Genomic DNA, 17,554 nt, shown 5'->3' on the forward strand with positions numbered 1-17,554 from the left:
CAGAGCACTAGGTCGGCGGTTTCGAGCTCGGCGAACTGGGCCTGGTGCGAGGTCTCGGAGCCCTCGGCGGCGAAGACGGAAACGTGCCGTCAGAAGATCTTGCCGGGGTTCAGGATGTTGTCGGGGTCGAGGGCGGCCTTGATCGAGCGGTGGGCCTTGAGACCCGTCGGGCCGATCTCGCGCGCCAGCCAGTCGCGCTTGAGCAGGCCCACGCCGTGCTCGCCGGTCGACGTCCCGCCGAGGGACAGGCCCAGCGACATGATGGCGTCGAAGACCTTCTGGCCCTGGGCCAGGCTCACCGGGTCCGAGCGGTCGATCACCAGGGCCGGGTGCAGGTTGCCGTCCCCGGCGTGGCCGACCGTCGCGACGACCACGCCGTGCTCCCGGGAGATGCGCTCGATGCCCTCGATCAGTTCGACGAGCTGGGTTCGCGGTACCGCCACGTCGTCCACCATGATCCCCCCGCCCAGCGGGAACAGGTGCGCCGCGAAGTGCTCCAGGGCCGGGTGGGCCAGGCGGCGGGCGGCGAGCAGCGCGTCGGCCTCGTCGGCGTCCGCGGCCACGAAGACGTCCGCGGCCTGGGCCGAGTGGCACATGGCCGAGATCGCCGCGAGGTCGTCGGGCGCGCGGCTGCCCGAGTCGACCGAGGCGATCAGCAGTGCGGCGGCGGTCGTGGGGAGGCCCATCGGGCGGTACGCCTCGATCGCCCCCATCGCCACCCGGTCGATGACCTCGAGCATGCTGGGCTGCAGGCCGGAGCCGACGATGGCCGAGACCGCGGCCCCGGCCGCCGGGAACGTGTCGAAGACGGCGACCAGGGTCAGCGACGCCTCCGGGGCGGGGCGGAGCCGGACGGTGACCTCGGTGATCACCCCCAGGGTGCCCTCGGAGCCGACGAAGAGGCTGGTCAGGTCGTAGCCGGCGACCCCCTTGGCGGTGCGCCGGCCGCACGTGAGCACCTCGCCGCCGGCGAGCACGACCTCCAGGCCGAGCACGTGGTCGCTGGTGACCCCGTACTTCACGCAGCACATGCCCCCGGCGTCGGTCGAGACGTTGCCGCCGATGGTCGACTGCTCCCAGGAGCCGGGGTCGGGCGGGTAGTACAGGCCCCGCTCGGCCACCGCGCGGCGCAGCTGGGCGTTGACCACGCCCGGCTGGACGACGGCGATGCGGTTCTCGGTGTCGATGTCGATGATCTCGTTCATCAGCACCAGGGACAGCACGATGGCGCCGTCGATGGCGTTGGCGCCCCCGGCCAGGCCCGAGCGGGCGCCCTGCGGGATGACCGGCACCCTGTGCCGGCTCGCGGCGCGCAGGACGGCGGAGACCTGGCCCGTGGTGCGCGGGCGCACGACGACCGCCGGGGTGCCGAAGGGCACCAGGTCCGCCTCGTCGTGCTCGTAGGAGCGCAGCAGGTCCGGGTCGGTCAGGACGCCGCCCTCGTGGGGCAGGGCCGCACGCAACTCCTCGACGAGGCTCATACCTGGCACGCTAGTGCGTGTGCTCTACATCGACGCGCCAAGGTGGCCCGCGCACGGGCGCCTGTTCGCCCATCTCATCAGCGACGTCTCGGCGGCCGAGCTGCACGCGTTCGCCGAGCTGATCGGGGTGCCGCCGCGGGCGTTCGAGCGCGACCACTACGACGTGTCGGCCGAGCGGGCGCGGATCGCCGTGTGGCTGGGTGCCAGGCCGGTCCCCTCGCGGGTGATCGTCGAGCGCCTGGTTGCGTCCGGGCTGCGCCGACCGCGTCATTTGTCCGATTCAAGAGGCAAGAAAAAGCCTGGTCAGCCCTTGTTTCCAGGAAAACATTAGGTGACCCTTGCTTAGGTAAGGCTAAGCGAGGAGTACGGGCCGTGTATATCTGCATCTGTCACCGCGTGCGGGAGTGCGAGATCCGCCGGGTCATCCAGTCCGGCGCCCACACCGAGGACGCCGTCGGTGACGAGTGCGGCGCCGGCACGGGCTGCGGCTCGTGCCTCGACCGCATCGCCGATCTGATCGACGCCGAAAGCCCGGCCCCGGTCCCTGTTTTCCACTAGAAACGGGCATAAGAGGCGTAACCTGCCAGCATGCAAGGGGACGCACGAGTCATCGAGTTTCTGAACGAGCAGCTCACTGCCGAGCTGACGGCGATCAACCAGTACTTCCTGCACGCCAAGATGCAGGAGAACTGGGGATACACGATTCTGGCCAAGCACACCCGACACGAGTCGATCGACGAGATGAAGCACGCCGAGGTGCTCACCGATCGCATCCTGTTCCTGGAAGCCCTGCCCAACTACCAGCGCCTGTTCCCGCTGCGCATCGGCGAGTCGGTGCCGGAGCAGTTCAAGTGCGACATGCAGATCGAGCTCGAGGCGGTCGACCGGCTGCGCCGCGGCATCGAGTACATGCGCTCCATCGGCGACGTGACCTCGGCGAACATCTTCGAGGGGATCCTCGCCGACGAGGAGCACCACGTCGACTACCTCGAGACGCAGCTCGCGCTCATCGAGAAGTTCGGCGAGGCGCTGTATCTGCAGAACGTCACCGAGCACCCAGAAGCGTAGCGATCTCGGCCTCCAGGTTCACCCGCGCACGGGCGGTCCATTCCGCCCGTGCCGGTACAATTCGGAATATTTCCGGCAAATCCGCCAAATTGCGCAGAATGGCCGCGCGCCCCGGCCGGAAGACGTCATCCGGCACCGCCGCGTACTCCGCGCGCACCGCCTCGGCATAACGGTCGTAGTCCGCCTTGTCCGACGCCAGGATGGCCAGATCCGCGTCGGCCAGCAGCGCGCCGTTGCGATCGCCCGGCTCGACCGCGTGGCCGGCCGTCAGGCGCACCAGCCGCGCGACCTCCGCCGCGCGCCGCGGGGAGCAGCCGAGCGCGGCCAGGGTCGTCTCCGCCAGCGCCGCGCTGCGCTCCTCGTTGTCCGCCGCGAACACCTCGTAGACCGCGTCGTGGAACCACGCCGCCAGGCGCACCGCGTCCGGGTCGTCGGCGAGCCGCGCGTGCTCGTCGATCACGCGCAGCATGAGCGCCAGATGCTCGGGCGTGTGGTAGCGCCGATGCGGCTGCGACCAGCGCGCCAGCAGGTCGCGTCCGACCGTCTCCTCGCCCGGGAAGATCCGCTGCCAAGCCTCGATCACGTCACGAGCGTAGATGCCCCACGCTCTCCACGATGTGCTCGAGGCTCACCGCGCGCCCGGCCGCCCGGTCGCGCTGGTGCGCGGCGAGGCGCGGCAGGGTCTGCGAGCGCAGCGTCTGCGCGTCGGGCGGCTCCGGCAGCCGGTGCCGGCCCCGCAGCCCGTCCGCCGCCCCGACCAGCCGGGCCGCGTGCGCCGGATCGTCCGCGGCGAGCAGGGCCGCGACCACGTCCAGCGAGATCGCCAGGTCCAGCCGGTCGCCGACCTCGTGCCGGGTGGCCAGCGCCGCGACGAGCAGCCGCAGCGCCTCCACCCGGTCGCCCTCGGCCAGCGCGGCCAGCCCGAGCTGGTGCTGGGCCATCGCCGCGCCGAACGCGTCGCCGATCTGCCGGCTCAGGGCCAGGCTCTCGTCCAGCGCCGCGCGGGCGCCCGCCACGTCGCCCCGCCCGAGCAGGGCCTGCCCGACGCACTCGAGCGCGAGCAGGATCCCGCGCGTGTTGCCGTTGGCGCGCTCCAGGTCGAGGCACTCGTTGGCGTACCGCTCCGCCGCCGCGTAGTCGCCCCGGCTGAGCGAGACCTTGCCGAGGTTGCCCAGCGACGCGGCCACGCCCTGCGGCACGTCCAGCTCGCGCCACACCGCGAGGCTCTCGCCGAAGTGCGCGGTGGCCTCGTCGTGGTCGCCGCCGCCGATCGCGGCGATGCCCATCGCGTTGTGCGCGTGGCCGATCGTGACCCGGTCGCCGGCCGCGGTCGCGCGCCGCAGACTCTCCGCCCCGAGCCCGAACGCGACCTCGTGCTCGTCCTGGGTCGCGGCCAGGATCGCCGCCGCGTGCAGCAGCCGCGCCCGGGTGCCGTTGTCGTCCGTGTCCTGCGCGAGGACGCGGGCGAGCCACTCGCGCCCCTCGCCGATGTGCGCGCCGTTGCGCCAGTAGCGCCACAGCCCAAGGCAGATCCGCGTGCGCGTCGCGGCGTCGGAGTGCCCGAACGCGGCCCGCACGTTCTCGTAGTCGGTCTCGATCCGCCCGGTCCACTCCACCTGCTCCGGCCCGGTGAGCCCGGCCGCGGAGGCCTCGGCGAACGCCGCGTAGAAGCCGGCGTGCCGGTCGGCCGGGCCGCGCTCGTCGCTGAGGCGGTTGCGGGCGTACGCGCGGATCGTCGACAGCAGGTGGTAGCGCCCGCCGTCGTCGTCACGCACCACGAGGTGCTTGTCGACCAGCGCGGCGAGGCGCTTCTCCAGCAGGTCGAGATCCCCGCCCGGCAGCGTGACGGCCAGCGCCGCCGGCGCCGTCCAGCCGCCGACGAAGATCGACAGCTCGGTCAACAGCCGCTGCTCCTCGCCGTCGAGCAGCACGAAGCTCCAGTCGATCGCGCCGCGCAGGGTCTGCTGGCGGGCCGGGAGGTCGCGCGGGCCGGAGCCGCCGAGCGTGTCCAGCTCCCGGTCGAGGTGCTCGGTGAGGTGCTCGAGCAGCTCGTCCGGGCTCCAGCGGTCGATGCGGGCCGCGGCCAGCTCGATCGCCAGCGGCAGGCCGTCGAGGCGGCGGCACAGCTGCGCGACGGGCAGCGCGGTGTCGATGGTGATCTCGAAGTCGGCGTCGACCGCGCGCGCCCGCTGCTCGAACAGCGTCACGGCAGGCGAGTCGGCGAGCGTCGGGACCTGGTAGACCTGCTCGCCGTACAACGACAGGCGCTCGCGGCTCGTGATCAGCGCGCGCACCCCCGGCGCCGCGGCCAGCAGGTCGCTGACCAGCGCCGCGCCGTCGTCGACGACCTGCTCGAAGTTGTCGAGCACGAGCAGCTGCTCGGCCTCGGCCAGCTGGTCGAGCACCGTGTCGAACAGGTGCTGGTCGGGCAGCTCGGCCACGTGCAGGGCGCGGGCCAGGGCGGCGGTGAGCAGCTCGGCGTTCGTGGTGTCGGCCAGCGGTACGAACACCGCGCCGTCGGCGAACTCGTCCGCGACCGCGCCGGCCGCGGCCAGCGACAGCCGGGTCTTGCCGATGCCGCCCGGCCCCACCAGCGTCACCAGCCGCCCGTCGCGGATCAGCCCGGCGACCCGCGCGGTCTCCCGGTCGCGGCCGACGAGCTTGGTCATCGGCACCGGCAGCCGGCTGCGCCGCCGCTTGGGGGCGGCCGGCTTCACGCCCCAGGTGCCGTCCCCGGCCGCGACGAGCTCGCCCCGGGCCCGCAGCCGCTGCAGCTCGGCCTCGGCCCGGGCCGGCAGCCCGCCCGAGCGCTCGACGAGCCGGTCCAGCAGCGCCCGGGTCGGCTCCCCGGCGAGCGCGATGCGCAGCCAGATCCGCAGCGTCGCCGGCGACCACGGCGTCAGCTCGATCACGGTCTCGCCGGTGTCGGCGGGGCCGCCGAGGTCGGTGGTGGCGTAGACGACCGCGCAGGCGTCCCCGAGCGCGGGTACGGGCTCGCCCACGTCCGCGAGGAGGATCACGGGTTTGCCCGGTTCGGCCGTGGTACTGCCCGCAAGCTCCGTCGCGAAGCCCCGCAGCCGCGCGATCTGGGTCACCTCGCGCAGGAACCGCGTGTGACCCGCGCCCTTGGGGCCCGTGATGCGCAGCGCCCCGCGCAGGCCCGCCGACACGCGGGTCATGAACTCCTGCGTGGCGCTGAGCGCGGCGTCGCGCTCCCACAGCCGCGACGAGCCGGCGGCCGGGTCCGCCTCGATGTCGTCGCCGGCCGCCTGGCCCCGGCCCCGCCGCTTGGCCAGATAGTTGCGGCGGTCCGCCACGGCGATGAGGGTTTCGCCATCGGTACCGTCGGCCGGGCTGGACGCCACCCCCATGCTGATCGACAGGTGCAGCGGCGGGGTGCCCGCGAACTCCCGCGCCCGCACCTCATCGGTCAGCCGGATGGCCAGCCGTAGCGCCTCGTCGGCCGCGGTGTCCGGCAGCAGCAGCACGAACTCGTCGCCGCCGTAGCGGAACAGCACGTCCTCGGCCCGGATGAGCCCCTGGATGCGCTCGGCGAGCTGCCGCAGCAGCATGTCGCCGCGCAGGTGCCCGAAGGCGTCGTTGACGGTCTTGAAGTGGTCGACGTCGAACAGCAGCAGGCTGGCCCCGCCGACCTCGTGCAGGGCGGCGTCCAGGGCGGCGCGCGAGTGGGCGCCGGTGACGGGATCCTGCACGTTCATCGCCAGCTTGATCGGCCTTCGCGGGGCCCCGATGAGGTGTTCGGGAGCAATTGGCGCATCGGGTGACACGTGTCGGGTCTCCGGTGTCCGGCGGCCGGACGATCCCGGGGCGCCGTTCGTCCCTTTCTCCCGGCCGGCGGCCGCTGCTCGGGGAGTCCGTCTGCACCGCATCGGTCGCACGCGCATCAACCACCCCGTGCGCCTCGCCGAACGGCCGGCACGCCACGTCCCCGTCCGTCCATGAGCCCTCCTCGGCCGTGGCACGTTTCCGGGATTTGCGCGGCTTCCGGGTTCCCTACCGTTCTTGTCATCACCGAGTTGCCTTTGATGAAAGGGAGATAGAGACATGAGCGACGTCGACTACGGGCAGTACGAGGCCGGCCAGGAGAGCGGCGAGCTGGACCAGATGCACCAGGCCGCGGGTTCCGAGGCCGACTTCAGCAGCCAGTTCGGCGTGTACGAGCAGGGCCACTCCGCGGCCGAGTCCACCGCCTTCTCGCAGGGCCACCACGTCGAGTACGACGCCCCCGGCGCCGTGCACTACGAGTCGGACGACTACACCAACTACTCCCACGACGCGTCCGTCGACGACCACGTCTTCGCCGCCGAGGGCTCCGAGTCCTCGCACCAGGCCCAGTTCGCCGAGCTCGACATGCTCAAGGAGCGCTTCGCCTCCGGCTTCGAAACCGGCACCATGTTCAGCGGCACCAACACCGAGCTCGAAGCCGCCAACTGAAGCCACGAACACCTCAAGCACCCATACGCCAGATGCGGCCCGCCGGTTGGCGGGCCGCATCTGGCGTTGCGCGGGCAGACACGATATGGCGCGGCGTCGCCGCTCCGGCGCTAGTGCTGCGAGGTCCGGTCCGCCGGAGGGAACGGCCATTCCAGCTTCGGCTTGTCCGACTCACCCTCGGAGTGCTCCGCCTCGGCGGCGGGGACGGGCACCGGCTCGGGCCTGGCCGCGGGCCTCGCCGGCGCCTTGGACGTGGGGACCGCAGCCGGGGCCGGCGACGCGGCCGGGGCCGGGCGGCGGCGGACCGAGGCGAGCAGCTCGCGCGGCGTCGGGAGGTAGTTCCACAGCGTGCGGTCGGGGATGCGGTCGGCCGGGGCCAGCTTGCCCCACAGGACCGCGACGGCCACGCAGACGGCGAAGGCGAGGACGAACGGCCAGTAGTTCTCGCCCGTGCCCGGGTTCGTCTCGACCGCCGGTATGAACCGTGCGATGTCGGGCTGGCGGATCTTGCCGGCCAGCCACGTGAAGACCGGGTCGTTGCCGTTGCCGCCGCCGGAGGTGAAGCGCCAGAACAGGTTGACGTCGCCGGTGAACGTGACCAGGAAGCCGAACACGCCGGTGGCCAGGGCCAGCGCCAGCGGGAACCAGCTGTGCAGGCGCTGGAGGGTGATCGCCACGTAGAACGCGAGGAGCGGCACGAGCACGACGGGCAGGCGCCCGGGCGGCGTGAACCCGGCCCACCAGGTGCGGAAGGTGGAGATGGCGAGCATGTAGGGCAGGATCACCGCCAGCAGCATCCAGTGCGACTGCATCCGGCTGTGCCGCCGGCCGACCAGGAACATGCCCGGCACCGCGAGCGCGAGCACGGGGAAATGACTGATCAGGCCGTACTGCCGATCGAACAGAAGCCCCGCGAGCCCCCGCTGCGGCGGGATCTGCAGCACACCGTCGCCGAGCGCCGAGTTGCCGGGGGCCGGGTTCAGCGAATGGTAGTGGGTGTAGTTGAAGATCTCGAGCGCGAGCAGCAGCACGAGCATCGGCACCGCGGCCGGGATGTACGCGCTCAGCGCCCGCACGCCCTTCGCGCCGCCCCGGTCGACCCGCAGGAGCAGCAGCACCCCGAGGATCACGGTGAACAGCGTGAACCGGCCGTGCACCCAGGGCATCCAGCCCAGCCCCGCCGAGGCCAGCGCGACCTGCCACTTCGCCGGGCGCGCGGCCACCAGCACGCGCACGGCGTAGGCCACGAACAGCGCGCCGAACGGGTCGATGAAGAGCATGGAGGCGTACATGTAGATCGGCGTCGCGACCACGAAGATCCCGGTGACGATCGCCGCGTAGGACCGGGCGATGCCCAGCTCGCGCATGATCCGGAACGTGATGCCGACGGTGAGCACACTGGCCAGCACGACGACGGCCTGGGCCCCGATGCGACCCCAGATCATGAACGGGATCGTCCACAGGATCGGCCCGCCGAAGTTGTGCAGGGGCACCATGACGCCGTCGGCGTTCGGGTACACGTGCGGCTGGATGTCCTCCGGATAGAAGACCCGAAAGTCACCGTTGGCGTAGGCCTGGGTCAGGTCGAACGTGTGATACTTGCCGAGCGAGATGCTCTCGATGAGGTAGTGCGGCTCGTCGCCGAGCGGCGGCATGCCGAGGCGCATCTTCGCGGCGATCGCGTAGAGCACCGCGGCGAGCGCCATCAGCGCCCAGACCACCTGCCGGTCGCTGAATCGAATCGTGACCTCGGGCTCCGGATCCGTCTGGATCGACCGGTTCGCCACTTGTTACCTCCGAGCCATGGGACGCGCGACGGCGAACTTAGCACGTCCCCTCACCCGGGGGAGTCCTCCGAAGCACGAAAACGACTTGGCCTCACATTCCGGGCTTACAGCGACAACGGCCGCTCTCCACTGTCGGGCGAGCCCGACCAGCTCTATCCACCCACCGCCCGCGGCCCCGCCCCACACCACCCGAACACGAGCGCCGCCACGAGCATCAGGACCGTGACCGCCGCCGGCGGCAGGAACATCGCCGCCGTCGCAAAGCCGGTCCAGCACGCGAGCAACGCGACGATCCCCGGCGACCACCTCGAGCGCCCGCCCGACCGCCATCCCGCCCGCGTGGTCGTCCGGAATGAAGGCCGGAGCGTGCCCTGGATTCCTGCCGGGACGGCCCTCGTTCGGAGGGCTTCAGGTCGTCACCGGGCAGCGCTCATGGGACGGTGGTGGGAGCATGCGTGTGGAGGCGAGTCGCCGATGAGCGTGAACCCTGGAGTCTGACGCTCCTTTCCCGATCCGCCTCGACACTGATCCGCTGGCCGCCCTCCGCGCTACGTCATGATCGGAGCCTCGCCTTCGATGGGATGCCGGATGGTCCAGGGGGCCGTTGATGGGTTGACCGGCACGCGGGGTCGGCATTTTACGATTTCGTCATCGCTGTCTGTGGACGCTGCGCGTACCCGGCTGGACGATGCCCTGCAAGGGCACCGCGGAACGCTCGGGGCAAGTTCCGGCCCGGCCGGAGTGGTCAGAGGCAGCGTCCGGCAGGACAAGGTCAAGTTGGTGGCGATGCACGCAGGTCTCGGCATCTGGTCGCCGACCGCTCTGCGAGGCCGGTTGCGGGCCACGCGCGAGGGCTGCGCGCTGCACTATGACATCGGCTGGAGCTTGCCGGCTCGAGTGTTGGGTTGTGTCTCGCTTGGAATCTTTTTGCTAGTGCTTGTCGGCGGGGCGGCAGCGGCGGTCAACCAAATGGTCACGGGACACGCCAATGCTGCCGGCCGCTCGGCAGCGGCCGTGAGCGGTGCGCTGGTGGCGACGCTGCTCTTCTTCGGAATGGTTGCTGGCGTGCGGTTGGCGAGCCGTGACCAGGTGGCGCTCCTTCATTCGTGGCTGAGGGACCGACTGCAGCCGTAGAGGTAACCCCCGGCTGCTGGGGCCATCGGCTGCCGCGAGCTGACCGGGCTTCTTTCAAGAGCATGTTCGCGGCCCCGGGCCGCGCCGAAGGCGCCTTGATCTAGTGCAGCCCAATTCGGCAACATCATGCGTCACAGGTCCTCTTCGAGAATGATGACCTCTGAGGCGATGTATGCGCGCGTGACCAGTCGTACCGCACGTTGGCCGGGGTCGGGTCGGACATTCTCGCGGAGCCGCGGGGTCGCAACGCCGCCGGTCGGGCTGATGCCTGCCGGGTGCCGATCGCGCCCGGGTTGCAGAGACGAGCCCCGGCTCGCCGGTGAACGTCCTCGACGAGATGTTCAGGCCAAGACCTTTTCCCAGATCTCTCCCAGCGGAGATCAAGAGACGAGTCAGGGCCGGTCCCTCGTGGTGAGGAAACCGGCCCTGGCCTGGTGTTTCACGAAGTCGGGGTAGCCGGATTTGAACCGACGGCCTCTTCGTCCCGAACGAAGCGCGCTACCAAGCTGCGCTATACCCCGAGCGTGCCGAGTAATCGTAGCCCACGCCCGCCGCATCCCCAACTCGGTATCCCCCGTGTCGAGCGAAGGGGCTCTGAGCTGGGACTACACGGAGCGCAGGAAGTCCGCGAGGCGCTTCTCGTACGCCTCCGGGTCCAGGTTCCAGCTTCGGCAGTGACCCGCCTCACGTGTCTCGACCAGGATTACGTGCCGCGGCGCGGCTTGGGCGAACTCGATCGTCGGGGCGGGCGCCACGGTGCGGTCGTCGTGGTCCACGTAGACCAGCGTCGGCACGTCGAGCCGGGCCGCGAGCGGGCGGTAGTCCAGGTCGGCTCCGCGCACGCCCAGGCGGTGCTGGATGAGCCGCAGTGCGGTCCAGGTCCACACGGGCGGCACGTTGAGCTGGCGGGCGTTCATGCGCAGCGTCTCGGTCCAGTCGACCACCGGGCAGTCCAGGACCAGGGCGCGCAGGTAGCCGTCGTGGTCCCACTCGCGCAGCAGGTTCAGGATCGCCGCGCCGCCCATCGACCAGCCCATGAGGATCACGTTGCGGGCGCCCGCCGACCGTGCGTAGTCGATCGCGGACCGGACGTCGCGCCACTCGGTGTGGCCGAGGTGGAAGCGGCGGTCGTACGAGGGCGGGGCCTCGGCGTCGTTGCGGTACGACACCACGAGCGTGTGGCGGCCCGAGGCGGCGAGCGTGGGCAGGACGCGCAGGGCCTCGCCGCGCGGGGCGCCGCGACCGTGCACCGCGATGATCCACGTGTCGTCCACCTGCTCGGTCGTGGGCGGGACGAGCCACGCGGGCAGCGGCCCGAGTTCGCCCGGCACGACCACCTCGTCGAAGGGCAGGCCGCGAGCCGTCGACGGATCCCCCTCGAAGACGTAGCTCGAGGTGTACCCGCGCACGCCCGTCGTCAGCGAGCCCCGCGTGACCTCGGCGATCTCGCGGGTCACGATCGACCGGTCGATGGAGATGACGTCCCCGAGGATCGCGTGCCCCGCGGGCCATACGAACGACAGCGGGATGCTCCGCGCCGTGTCGGGGGTGCGGGTCAGCGTGATCCGGTTGCCCGCGCAGGCGCGCACGCGCACGGGGTACACCCGCGGGCCGTTGACGTTGAGCACGTGGCCGGCCAGGAACCAGCCCGCCCCGGCGGTGCCCGTGGGCAGGAGCACCGCGAGTCCGGCGGCCCCGGCGATGCCCGCGTACGCGGCGCGCCGCGGCCATTTCCGCAGCGGCGCCGCAGACTCGGCGGTCACCGCGGGATGAGGGTCAGGATCGTCGCCTCGGGCGGGCAGGCGAAGCGGATCGGCGCGGTCGGGTGCGTGCCGAGGCCGGCCGAGACGTGCAGGTACGACTCGGAATAAGGCCATCGGTGCAGCCCCTTGGCCATGCTGCGGTCGAGGCCGCAGTTGGTGACCAGGGCACCGTAGAACGGCACCGCGACCTGCCCGCCGTGCGTGTGCCCGGCCAGCAGCAGATCGAAGCCGTCGTCGGCCATGCGGTCGAGGATGCGCGGCTCGGGGGAGTGGGTCAGCCCGATGCGCAGGTCCACGTCGGGCGAGGCCGGGCCGGCGACGGCGTCGTAGTCGTCGCGGCCGACGTGCGGGTCGTCGACGCCGACGAGCTCGATCGTGCGGCCGCCCGCCTTGATCGTGGTGCGCGCGTTGTTCAGGTCGGCCCAGCCGGAGCCGGCCAGCAGGTCGCGCAGCTCCTCGGCGGGCAGCGCGGCGCCCTGGACGTAGGGCTTGTGCTTGTTGAAATACCCCAGCGGGTTCTTGAACACGGGGCCGTTGTAGTCGTTGGAGCCGAAGACGAACGCGCCGGGCCGGTCCAGCAGCGGGGTGAGCGCGCGGACCACGCCGGGCACGGCGTCCACGTGGGCCATGTTGTCGCCGGTCACGATGACCAGGTCCGGGTCGGTGCCGGCCAGCTCGGCCACCCAGCGCTGCTTGCGGTGCTGGCCCGGGGTCATGTGCAGATCGCTGATGTGCAGCACCCGCAGCGGCTCGGCGTCGGGGGCGAGCACCGGCACGTCGAAGCGGCGCAGGGTGAACATGTTGCGCTCGACGAGCGAGGCGTAGGCAAAGGTGGCGGCCCCGGCGGCGACGGTGCCCGCCGCGAGTCGCAGAACGGTCTTCGAGCGCATTTACTCAGCCTACCGGCGCGCTTGCAACAGAATATGAGCAAGATCCGACGGATAGACTTTTCTCATGTTGAAGGCACGCCTGGAGTCCGACCTGCACGACGCCATGAAGGCTCGCGACGAGCTGGTGACGTCGACCCTGCGGATGGCGATCGCCGCGGTGCGCAACGCGGAGGTCGCCGGGAAGTCCGCCCGTGAGCTCTCCGACGACGAGATCCTGTCGGTGCTCACCAAGGAGGCCAAGAAGCGCCGCGAGGCCGCGGACGCGTTCGCCGGGGCCGGCCGCGAGGCCCAGGCCGCGAAGGAGCGCGCCGAGGAGGAGGTCATCGCGGGGTACCTGCCGAAGCAGCTCTCCGACGACGAGCTCAACGACATCGTGCGCGAGGCCCTCGCGGCCGGCGGGTTCGCCGGTCCGCAGCAGATGGGCCCGGCGATGAAGGCCGCGCAGGCGGCGGTCGCCGGTCGCGCCGAGGGCGGCCGGGTGGCCGCGATCGTCAAGGCCCAGTTGACGTCCAACTGAGTGACAAGGCGGGCGCCCCCGGAGAGGGACGCCCGCCTTGTTCATGCGATCAGGTGATCAGCACACCCACGGGATCGGGCACATGTTGGTGTCCGGGACGTCGCCGTTGGGCACCGGGTTGTTGCCGCCGCCGTTGTCGTTGCCGAGGTACGGCGCGGCCGGCGCGCCCGGGCCCTTGCTCACGACGAGCTGGACCGAGCCGCCCTTGGCCGTCGAGCCGGACGGGTTGGTGCGGTCCACGGTTCCGGCCGGGCACTGCGAGGCGACCTGGCCGGACGCGACCGAGACCGAGAAGCCGGCGTTCTTGATCTTCGCGCGCGCCTGGTCGACGGAGAGGCACTTGACCGACGGGATGTCGACCAGCTTGCCCTGCGAGCGGTCCTTCGTCGGCGGGGTGAACTGCACGACGGGCTGGCCGGCCAGGCCGTCGCGGAGCACGCCCAGCGCGGCGTAGTTGGTCGGCGGGTGCTTCATGTCCTTGTTGGTCTCGGGCCAGTCCGGGTCGGTCAGGAACGCGGAGACCGCGAGCTGCTTGGTCATGACGGTGAACGTGGCGCTCTTCTCGGAGTCCGTCGTGCCCGTCTTGCCGGCGATCGGCCGCTTCACGAAGTCGCGGGAGTAGCCGGCGGTGGCGCCGGCGCACTTGCCGGTCGCGGACTGGTCGCCCACCGGGCAGCGGGCCATGTCGACGGCCGCGCGGGCGACCTCGGGGTCGACGGCCTGCTTGCACTTGGGGTCGAGCCCGTCGACCTTCTTGCCGCTGTTGTCCTTGACCTCGAGGATCGGGGTCGGCTCGCAGTAGAGGCCGTCCGCGGCGAGGGTGCCGTAGGCGTTGGCCAGCTGCAGCGGGGTCGTGGCCGAGACGCCGAGGGTGAAGGCGCCCCACTGCTTGGGGTTGGCCGCGAGCTGGGCGTCGTTCGGGGCGTTGAACTGGATGCCGAGCCGCTTGGCCACGTCGACCACGTGGTCGACGCCGACCTGCTGCTCCAGCGGCACGAAGAACGTGTTGATGGAGCTGCCGAAGCCGGTCCACATGTTGTAGGGGCCGGACTGCCCGCCGGAGTTCTTCGGGCAGTAGTGCGCGCCGTTGCAGGCGGCGGGGCTCTTCGGGTCGATCGGGAAGTCCGAGACGAACTGCTTCTCGGTCTGGATCGTGGTGGCCAGCGGCAGCCCGGACTCGAGAGCGGCGACCGCGGTGAAGATCTTGAAGGCGGAGCCGGCCTGGTAGCCGGGGATGTCCTTGTCGCCCGTGATGATCGGCACCGTGGTGTTGGGGTAGTTGCCCTTCTGGTTCTTCTTGTCCGGGTTGGTGTTCTTGCCGTTGTTGGTCTGGTCGTTGCTGAAGTTGCGGTTGGTGGCCAGGGCGGTGACGCGGCCGGTGCCGGGCTGGACCGCCGCGAGCATCAGCGCGTTGGACTGGCCCATGGTGATCTTCTGGTCCTTGGACACGAGCGGCTGGTCCTGCGCGTACTTGAAGGCCGCCGTCTGCGTCTGGACGTCGAGCGAGGAGACGACCGTGTAGCCGCCGGCCCGCAGCCGGTTGGCGCGCTGGTACTCGTCCTCGCCGAACACCTTCTGCCCGATCCACCAGCGCCGCAGGTAGTCGCAGAAGAAGCCGGCGCCGAGCTCGGGGCGCTGGATCGACTCGCAGCCCTCGGGGGTCCGCTTGCCGACGATGTTGAGCTTCTCCTTGCCGGCGGCGTCGGCCGTGGCCCGGTCGATGTAGCCCATCGAGACCATCTGGTTCAGCACGTACTTCTGCCGGTCCATCGCCCGCGGCAGACCCTCGGCCGTGGCCGGGTCGTTGGTGCCGGGCGCCTTCACGAGGCCGGCGATGAGCGCGGCCTCGGGGAGCGTGAGGTCCTTGGGGTCCTTCTCGAAGTACACGTGCGCGGCCGCGTAGACGCCGTAGGCGCCGTGGCCGAAGGGCGCGATGTTGAGGTACCGCTCGAGGATCTCCTTCTTGGAGAGCTTCTTCTCGAGGTCGATCGCGTACTTCATCTCGCGCAGCTTGCGCGTCGGGGTCTTGTCGGTCGCGTCGACGACCTCCTGCGGCGTGCGCGCCGAGTAGGCGATGGCCTGCCGCACGTACTGCATCGTCAGCGTCGAGGCGCCCTGCTCGGTCTGCCCGCCGGCGTTCTGGTTGGCCACGAACGCGCGGGCCACACCCTTCACGTCCACGCCGCGGTGCTCGTAGAACCGGTTGTCCTCGGCCGCGACCATCGCCTGCTGCATGACCTGGGCGACGTCGTCGATCTTCACATCGCGGCGGTTCTCGTCGTACATCATCGCCAGCAGCGTCTTGCCGTCCGCGGCGAACACGTAGGAGATCTGCGGCGACGGCAGCACGTCGATGTCGGTCGGGAGGTTTTCGAACGTGTCCGAGCCGGCCTTCGCGGCCAGTCCGGACATGGCCACCGCGGGGAAAGCCGCCGCAGCGACCACGAGCCCCGCCAAGAGCCCACACAGCAGCAACGAAGCCGCGTTGGGCAGCAGGCCGTGCTCGCGTTTGCGCATCCAGGTCACCGCCTCAGACTACGTGACGACGTCATGAGGCCGCGTCCAGATGCAGGCGTCCTCGTTGTCCTAGACGCGTCACATCGAGCGTGAGGTTGACCCAGTTCCGATTCTGCGGCAAGCCGCACGGGGGCCGTCGGCATTTTGGGCAAATCGCACCCGGTAGTGGCCGAGTGGTAGCACGGATCGGCCCTTTGGTGGAACGCGGAAGGCCGGTTAACCTGGTGCAACAACGTTGCGTAACTGGACGACTACAGAGCATGATGTTCCGGAAAGCTCCTCTCGGGGTTCCCGTGGCCGGGGACCCTGCCGTCGCGCCGGGCAATCCGGCGAACTGCACCCGAATGCCATGGGGGGACGTGGTTTGGGCGCTTTTCGCCGGGGCAAGCACGGCGGATGGACCCGGGGGGAGTCCAAGGGGGGAAGAGGAAATATGAGCATGGTCGTCGACTGGCCCAGCATCGCCGCGTGTCGCAATGGCGACCCGGACGCCTTGTTCGTCCAGGGCGCCGAGCAGAACGTGGCGAAGCGGATCTGCCGGAGCTGCCCCGTGCGGTACGAGTGCCTGGCGGACGCCCTCGACAACCGGATCGAGTTCGGGGTGTGGGGAGGCATGACCGAGCGCGAGCGCCGCGCCCTGCTACGCCGCCACCCGCAGGTGCCGAGCTGGCGCAAGATGTTCGAAGCGGCCATGGACCGCAACAGCACCAGCAAGGACGCCAAGGAGCTGGTGCCGACCGGCTGATCGCAGCCGCCTGCTTCATGCGAGGCGCGGGCCGGTCGCGCTCTACGCGAAGGTCGTGCCGATCGCGCGCAGCCCGTCGAGGTCATGGACGTCGGCGGGCTGCGCGGGCACGCGGACGACCGGCACGCCGGGGTGGGCGCGCAGGAACCGGCCGGAGACCGCCGCCTGCCGATCGTGCAGATCGGCCAGTTCCGCGTGCACCCGCAGCACGTCCGCCGTCGCCTGGTGGCCGCCGAGGTCGTCGAGACGCTCCGCGGCCGCCCGGGCGTCGGCGGAGGACAGCGCCGGCGCCGCGACCGGCACGACCTTGTTGAGCACCAGGCCCGCCAGCGGCATCCGGTCCGCGCCCAGGCGCCCGGCGAAGTAGACCGCCTCGCGCACGGCGTCGGGCTCGGGCGCCGCCACGACGAGGAACGCCGTCTCGGGGGCCTGCAGCACGCGGTACGTCTGCTCGGCGCGCTCCCGGAAACCGCCGAACATCGAGTCCAGGGCGCCGACGAAGCCCGACAGGTCGGTCAGCAGCTGGGCGCCGAGGATCTTCTGCACGGTGCGGCTGAACAGCCCGAACGAGGCCGAGACCAGGTTGAACACGCTGCGGCCGCCGGTCCGGGCGGGCGCGAGCAGCAGGCGCAGCATCTTGCCGTCGAGGAACCGCGACAGCCGAGCCGGCGCGTCGAGGAAGTCCAGCGCCGAGCGCGACGGCGGGGTGTCGACCACGATGAGGTCCCACTCGTCGCGGGCGCGCAGCTGGCCCAGCTTCTCCATCGCCATGTATTCCTGCGTGCCCGAGAACGTCGAGCTCATGGCCTGGTAGAAGGGGTTGGCGAAGATCTCCTCGGCCTTCTTCGGGTCGGTGTGCGCGAGCACGACCTCGTCGAAGGTCCGCTTCATGTCCAGCATCATGGCCTGCAGCTCGGCCGAGTCCGGCTGGAGGCCCTTGACCTGGCGGGGCGTGTTGTCCAGCTCGGTCAGGCCGAGCGCCTGGGCCAGCCGCCGCGCCGGGTCGATGGTCAGCACGACCGTGCGGCGACCGTGCTCCTCGGCCGCTCGCAGCGCCAGGGCCGCGGCCGTTGTCGTCTTTCCGACTCCGCCCGAGCCGCAGCAGACCACGATCCGGATCGCGCGGTCGGCGAGGATCGCGTCAAGATCCAGGTCGGGCGACCCGGGCGTCTCGGCAGTGGGAGGCACCCTGCGAGC

General features: G+C 71.0%; 15 protein-coding genes and 1 tRNA gene. 7 read left to right on the forward strand and 9 right to left on the reverse strand.

What is annotated here, in order from left to right:
* Nucleotides 1-89: 89 nt before the first annotated feature.
* Entirely contained in the window at nt 90-1,481 is a 1,392-nt protein-coding gene (locus tag ACQP2P_RS02630) for an FAD-binding oxidoreductase (protein ID WP_433612917.1), read from the reverse strand.
* A 19-nt stretch (nt 1,482-1,500) separates the two neighbouring features.
* Between ACQP2P_RS02630 and ACQP2P_RS02635 the strand changes: the two genes are divergently transcribed.
* The 3 genes from ACQP2P_RS02635 to bfr are packed head-to-tail and all read left to right on the forward strand — an operon-like array spanning nt 1,501 to nt 2,549.
* Nucleotides 1,501-1,812 (forward strand): DUF4031 domain-containing protein, encoded by a 312-nt coding sequence (locus ACQP2P_RS02635; protein ID WP_433612919.1) that lies wholly within the window; start codon nt 1,501-1,503, stop codon nt 1,810-1,812.
* 41 nt (nt 1,813-1,853) lie between these two features.
* Nucleotides 1,854-2,039 (forward strand): (2Fe-2S)-binding protein, encoded by a 186-nt coding sequence (locus ACQP2P_RS02640; protein ID WP_433612921.1) that lies wholly within the window; start codon nt 1,854-1,856, stop codon nt 2,037-2,039.
* Between the two features lie 30 nt (nt 2,040-2,069).
* A complete protein-coding gene (gene bfr, locus ACQP2P_RS02645) occupies nt 2,070-2,549 on the forward strand; it encodes a bacterioferritin (RefSeq protein ID WP_433612923.1) in 480 nt (159 codons plus the stop codon).
* On the opposite strand, the gene ACQP2P_RS02650 is transcribed toward bfr, so the two are convergent.
* Together ACQP2P_RS02650 and ACQP2P_RS02655 are read right to left on the reverse strand one after the other, a co-directional pair.
* Nucleotides 2,527-3,132, reverse strand: a complete 606-nt coding sequence (locus ACQP2P_RS02650) for an HD domain-containing protein (RefSeq protein ID WP_433612925.1) — start codon at nt 3,130-3,132, stop codon at nt 2,527-2,529. The genes bfr and ACQP2P_RS02650 overlap by 23 nt on opposite strands.
* Before the next feature lies 1 nt (nt 3,133).
* On the reverse strand, nt 3,134-6,268 hold the full coding sequence (locus ACQP2P_RS02655) for a diguanylate cyclase (protein WP_433612927.1): 3,135 nt from the start codon (nt 6,266-6,268) through the stop codon (nt 3,134-3,136).
* A 346-nt stretch (nt 6,269-6,614) separates the two neighbouring features.
* Here ACQP2P_RS02655 and ACQP2P_RS02660 point away from each other — a divergent pair, with 346 nt between their 5' ends.
* The gene (locus ACQP2P_RS02660) at nt 6,615-7,004 is read left to right on the forward strand and encodes a hypothetical protein (RefSeq protein ID WP_433612929.1); all 390 of its coding nucleotides are present in this window, start codon (nt 6,615-6,617) and stop codon (nt 7,002-7,004) included.
* A gap of 110 nt (nt 7,005-7,114) precedes the next feature.
* Here ACQP2P_RS02660 and ACQP2P_RS02665 read toward each other — a convergent pair whose 3' ends face one another.
* On the reverse strand, nt 7,115-8,791 hold the full coding sequence (locus ACQP2P_RS02665; protein WP_433612931.1) for a hypothetical protein: 1,677 nt from the start codon (nt 8,789-8,791) through the stop codon (nt 7,115-7,117).
* Nucleotides 8,792-9,571: 780 nt separating this feature from the next.
* Between ACQP2P_RS02665 and ACQP2P_RS02670 the strand changes: the two genes are divergently transcribed.
* Nucleotides 9,572-9,925, forward strand: coding sequence for a hypothetical protein (locus ACQP2P_RS02670; RefSeq protein ID WP_433612933.1), 354 nt, complete (start codon nt 9,572-9,574; stop codon nt 9,923-9,925).
* Nucleotides 9,926-10,372: 447 nt separating this feature from the next.
* Here the strand turns inward: ACQP2P_RS02670 and ACQP2P_RS02675 are convergent.
* The 3 genes from ACQP2P_RS02675 to ACQP2P_RS02685 all read right to left on the reverse strand — a co-directional run bounded on the left by ACQP2P_RS02675 (nt 10,373) and on the right by ACQP2P_RS02685 (nt 12,578).
* Nucleotides 10,373-10,446 (reverse strand) — tRNA-Pro (locus tag ACQP2P_RS02675).
* Between the two features lie 84 nt (nt 10,447-10,530).
* The gene (locus ACQP2P_RS02680; protein WP_433612935.1) at nt 10,531-11,688 is read right to left on the reverse strand and encodes an alpha/beta hydrolase family protein; all 1,158 of its coding nucleotides are present in this window, start codon (nt 11,686-11,688) and stop codon (nt 10,531-10,533) included.
* Complete coding sequence (locus ACQP2P_RS02685) at nt 11,685-12,578, reverse strand: metallophosphoesterase (RefSeq protein WP_433082734.1); 894 nt, start codon at nt 12,576-12,578, stop codon at nt 11,685-11,687. The genes ACQP2P_RS02680 and ACQP2P_RS02685 overlap by 4 nt, the downstream gene beginning before the upstream one ends.
* 64 nt (nt 12,579-12,642) lie before the next feature.
* Here ACQP2P_RS02685 and ACQP2P_RS02690 point away from each other — a divergent pair, with 64 nt between their 5' ends.
* Complete coding sequence (locus ACQP2P_RS02690; RefSeq protein ID WP_433612937.1) at nt 12,643-13,095, forward strand: GatB/YqeY domain-containing protein; 453 nt, start codon at nt 12,643-12,645, stop codon at nt 13,093-13,095.
* A gap of 57 nt (nt 13,096-13,152) precedes the next feature.
* Here the strand turns inward: ACQP2P_RS02690 and ACQP2P_RS02695 are convergent, their stop codons facing one another.
* Nucleotides 13,153-15,612 (reverse strand): transglycosylase domain-containing protein, encoded by a 2,460-nt coding sequence (locus ACQP2P_RS02695; RefSeq protein ID WP_433618931.1) that lies wholly within the window; start codon nt 15,610-15,612, stop codon nt 13,153-13,155.
* Nucleotides 15,613-16,045: 433 nt separating this feature from the next.
* Between ACQP2P_RS02695 and ACQP2P_RS02700 the strand changes: the two genes are divergently transcribed.
* Nucleotides 16,046-16,357, forward strand: a complete 312-nt coding sequence (locus ACQP2P_RS02700) for a WhiB family transcriptional regulator (RefSeq protein WP_350612388.1) — start codon at nt 16,046-16,048, stop codon at nt 16,355-16,357.
* Nucleotides 16,358-16,399: 42 nt separating this feature from the next.
* On the opposite strand, the gene ACQP2P_RS02705 is transcribed toward ACQP2P_RS02700, so the two are convergent.
* Nucleotides 16,400-17,545 (reverse strand): ArsA family ATPase, encoded by a 1,146-nt coding sequence (locus ACQP2P_RS02705; protein ID WP_433612940.1) that lies wholly within the window; start codon nt 17,543-17,545, stop codon nt 16,400-16,402.
* Between the last annotated feature and the right edge of the window lie 9 nt (nt 17,546-17,554).

Source organism: Dactylosporangium sp. CA-139114, assembly GCF_050955725.1.
Lineage (GTDB): Bacteria > Actinomycetota > Actinomycetes > Mycobacteriales > Micromonosporaceae > Dactylosporangium.

Bases quoted from the DNA above. Each gene is read 5' to 3' on its own strand.
- ACQP2P_RS02630 (WP_433612917.1), bottom strand. From the start codon at position 1,481: ATGAGCCTCGTCGAGGAGTTGCGTGCGGCCCTGCCCCACGAGGGCGGC.
- bfr (WP_433612923.1), top strand. From the start codon at position 2,070: ATGCAAGGGGACGCACGAGTCATCGAGTTTCTGAACGAGCAGCTCACT.
- ACQP2P_RS02655 (WP_433612927.1), bottom strand. From the start codon at position 6,268: ATGAACGTGCAGGATCCCGTCACCGGCGCCCACTCGCGCGCCGCCCTG.
- ACQP2P_RS02660 (WP_433612929.1), top strand. From the start codon at position 6,615: ATGAGCGACGTCGACTACGGGCAGTACGAGGCCGGCCAGGAGAGCGGC.
- ACQP2P_RS02685 (WP_433082734.1), bottom strand. From the start codon at position 12,578: ATGCGCTCGAAGACCGTTCTGCGACTCGCGGCGGGCACCGTCGCCGCC.
- ACQP2P_RS02690 (WP_433612937.1), top strand. From the start codon at position 12,643: ATGTTGAAGGCACGCCTGGAGTCCGACCTGCACGACGCCATGAAGGCT.
- ACQP2P_RS02695 (WP_433618931.1), bottom strand. From the start codon at position 15,612: ATGCGCAAACGCGAGCACGGCCTGCTGCCCAACGCGGCTTCGTTGCTG.
- ACQP2P_RS02700 (WP_350612388.1), top strand. From the start codon at position 16,046: ATGAGCATGGTCGTCGACTGGCCCAGCATCGCCGCGTGTCGCAATGGC.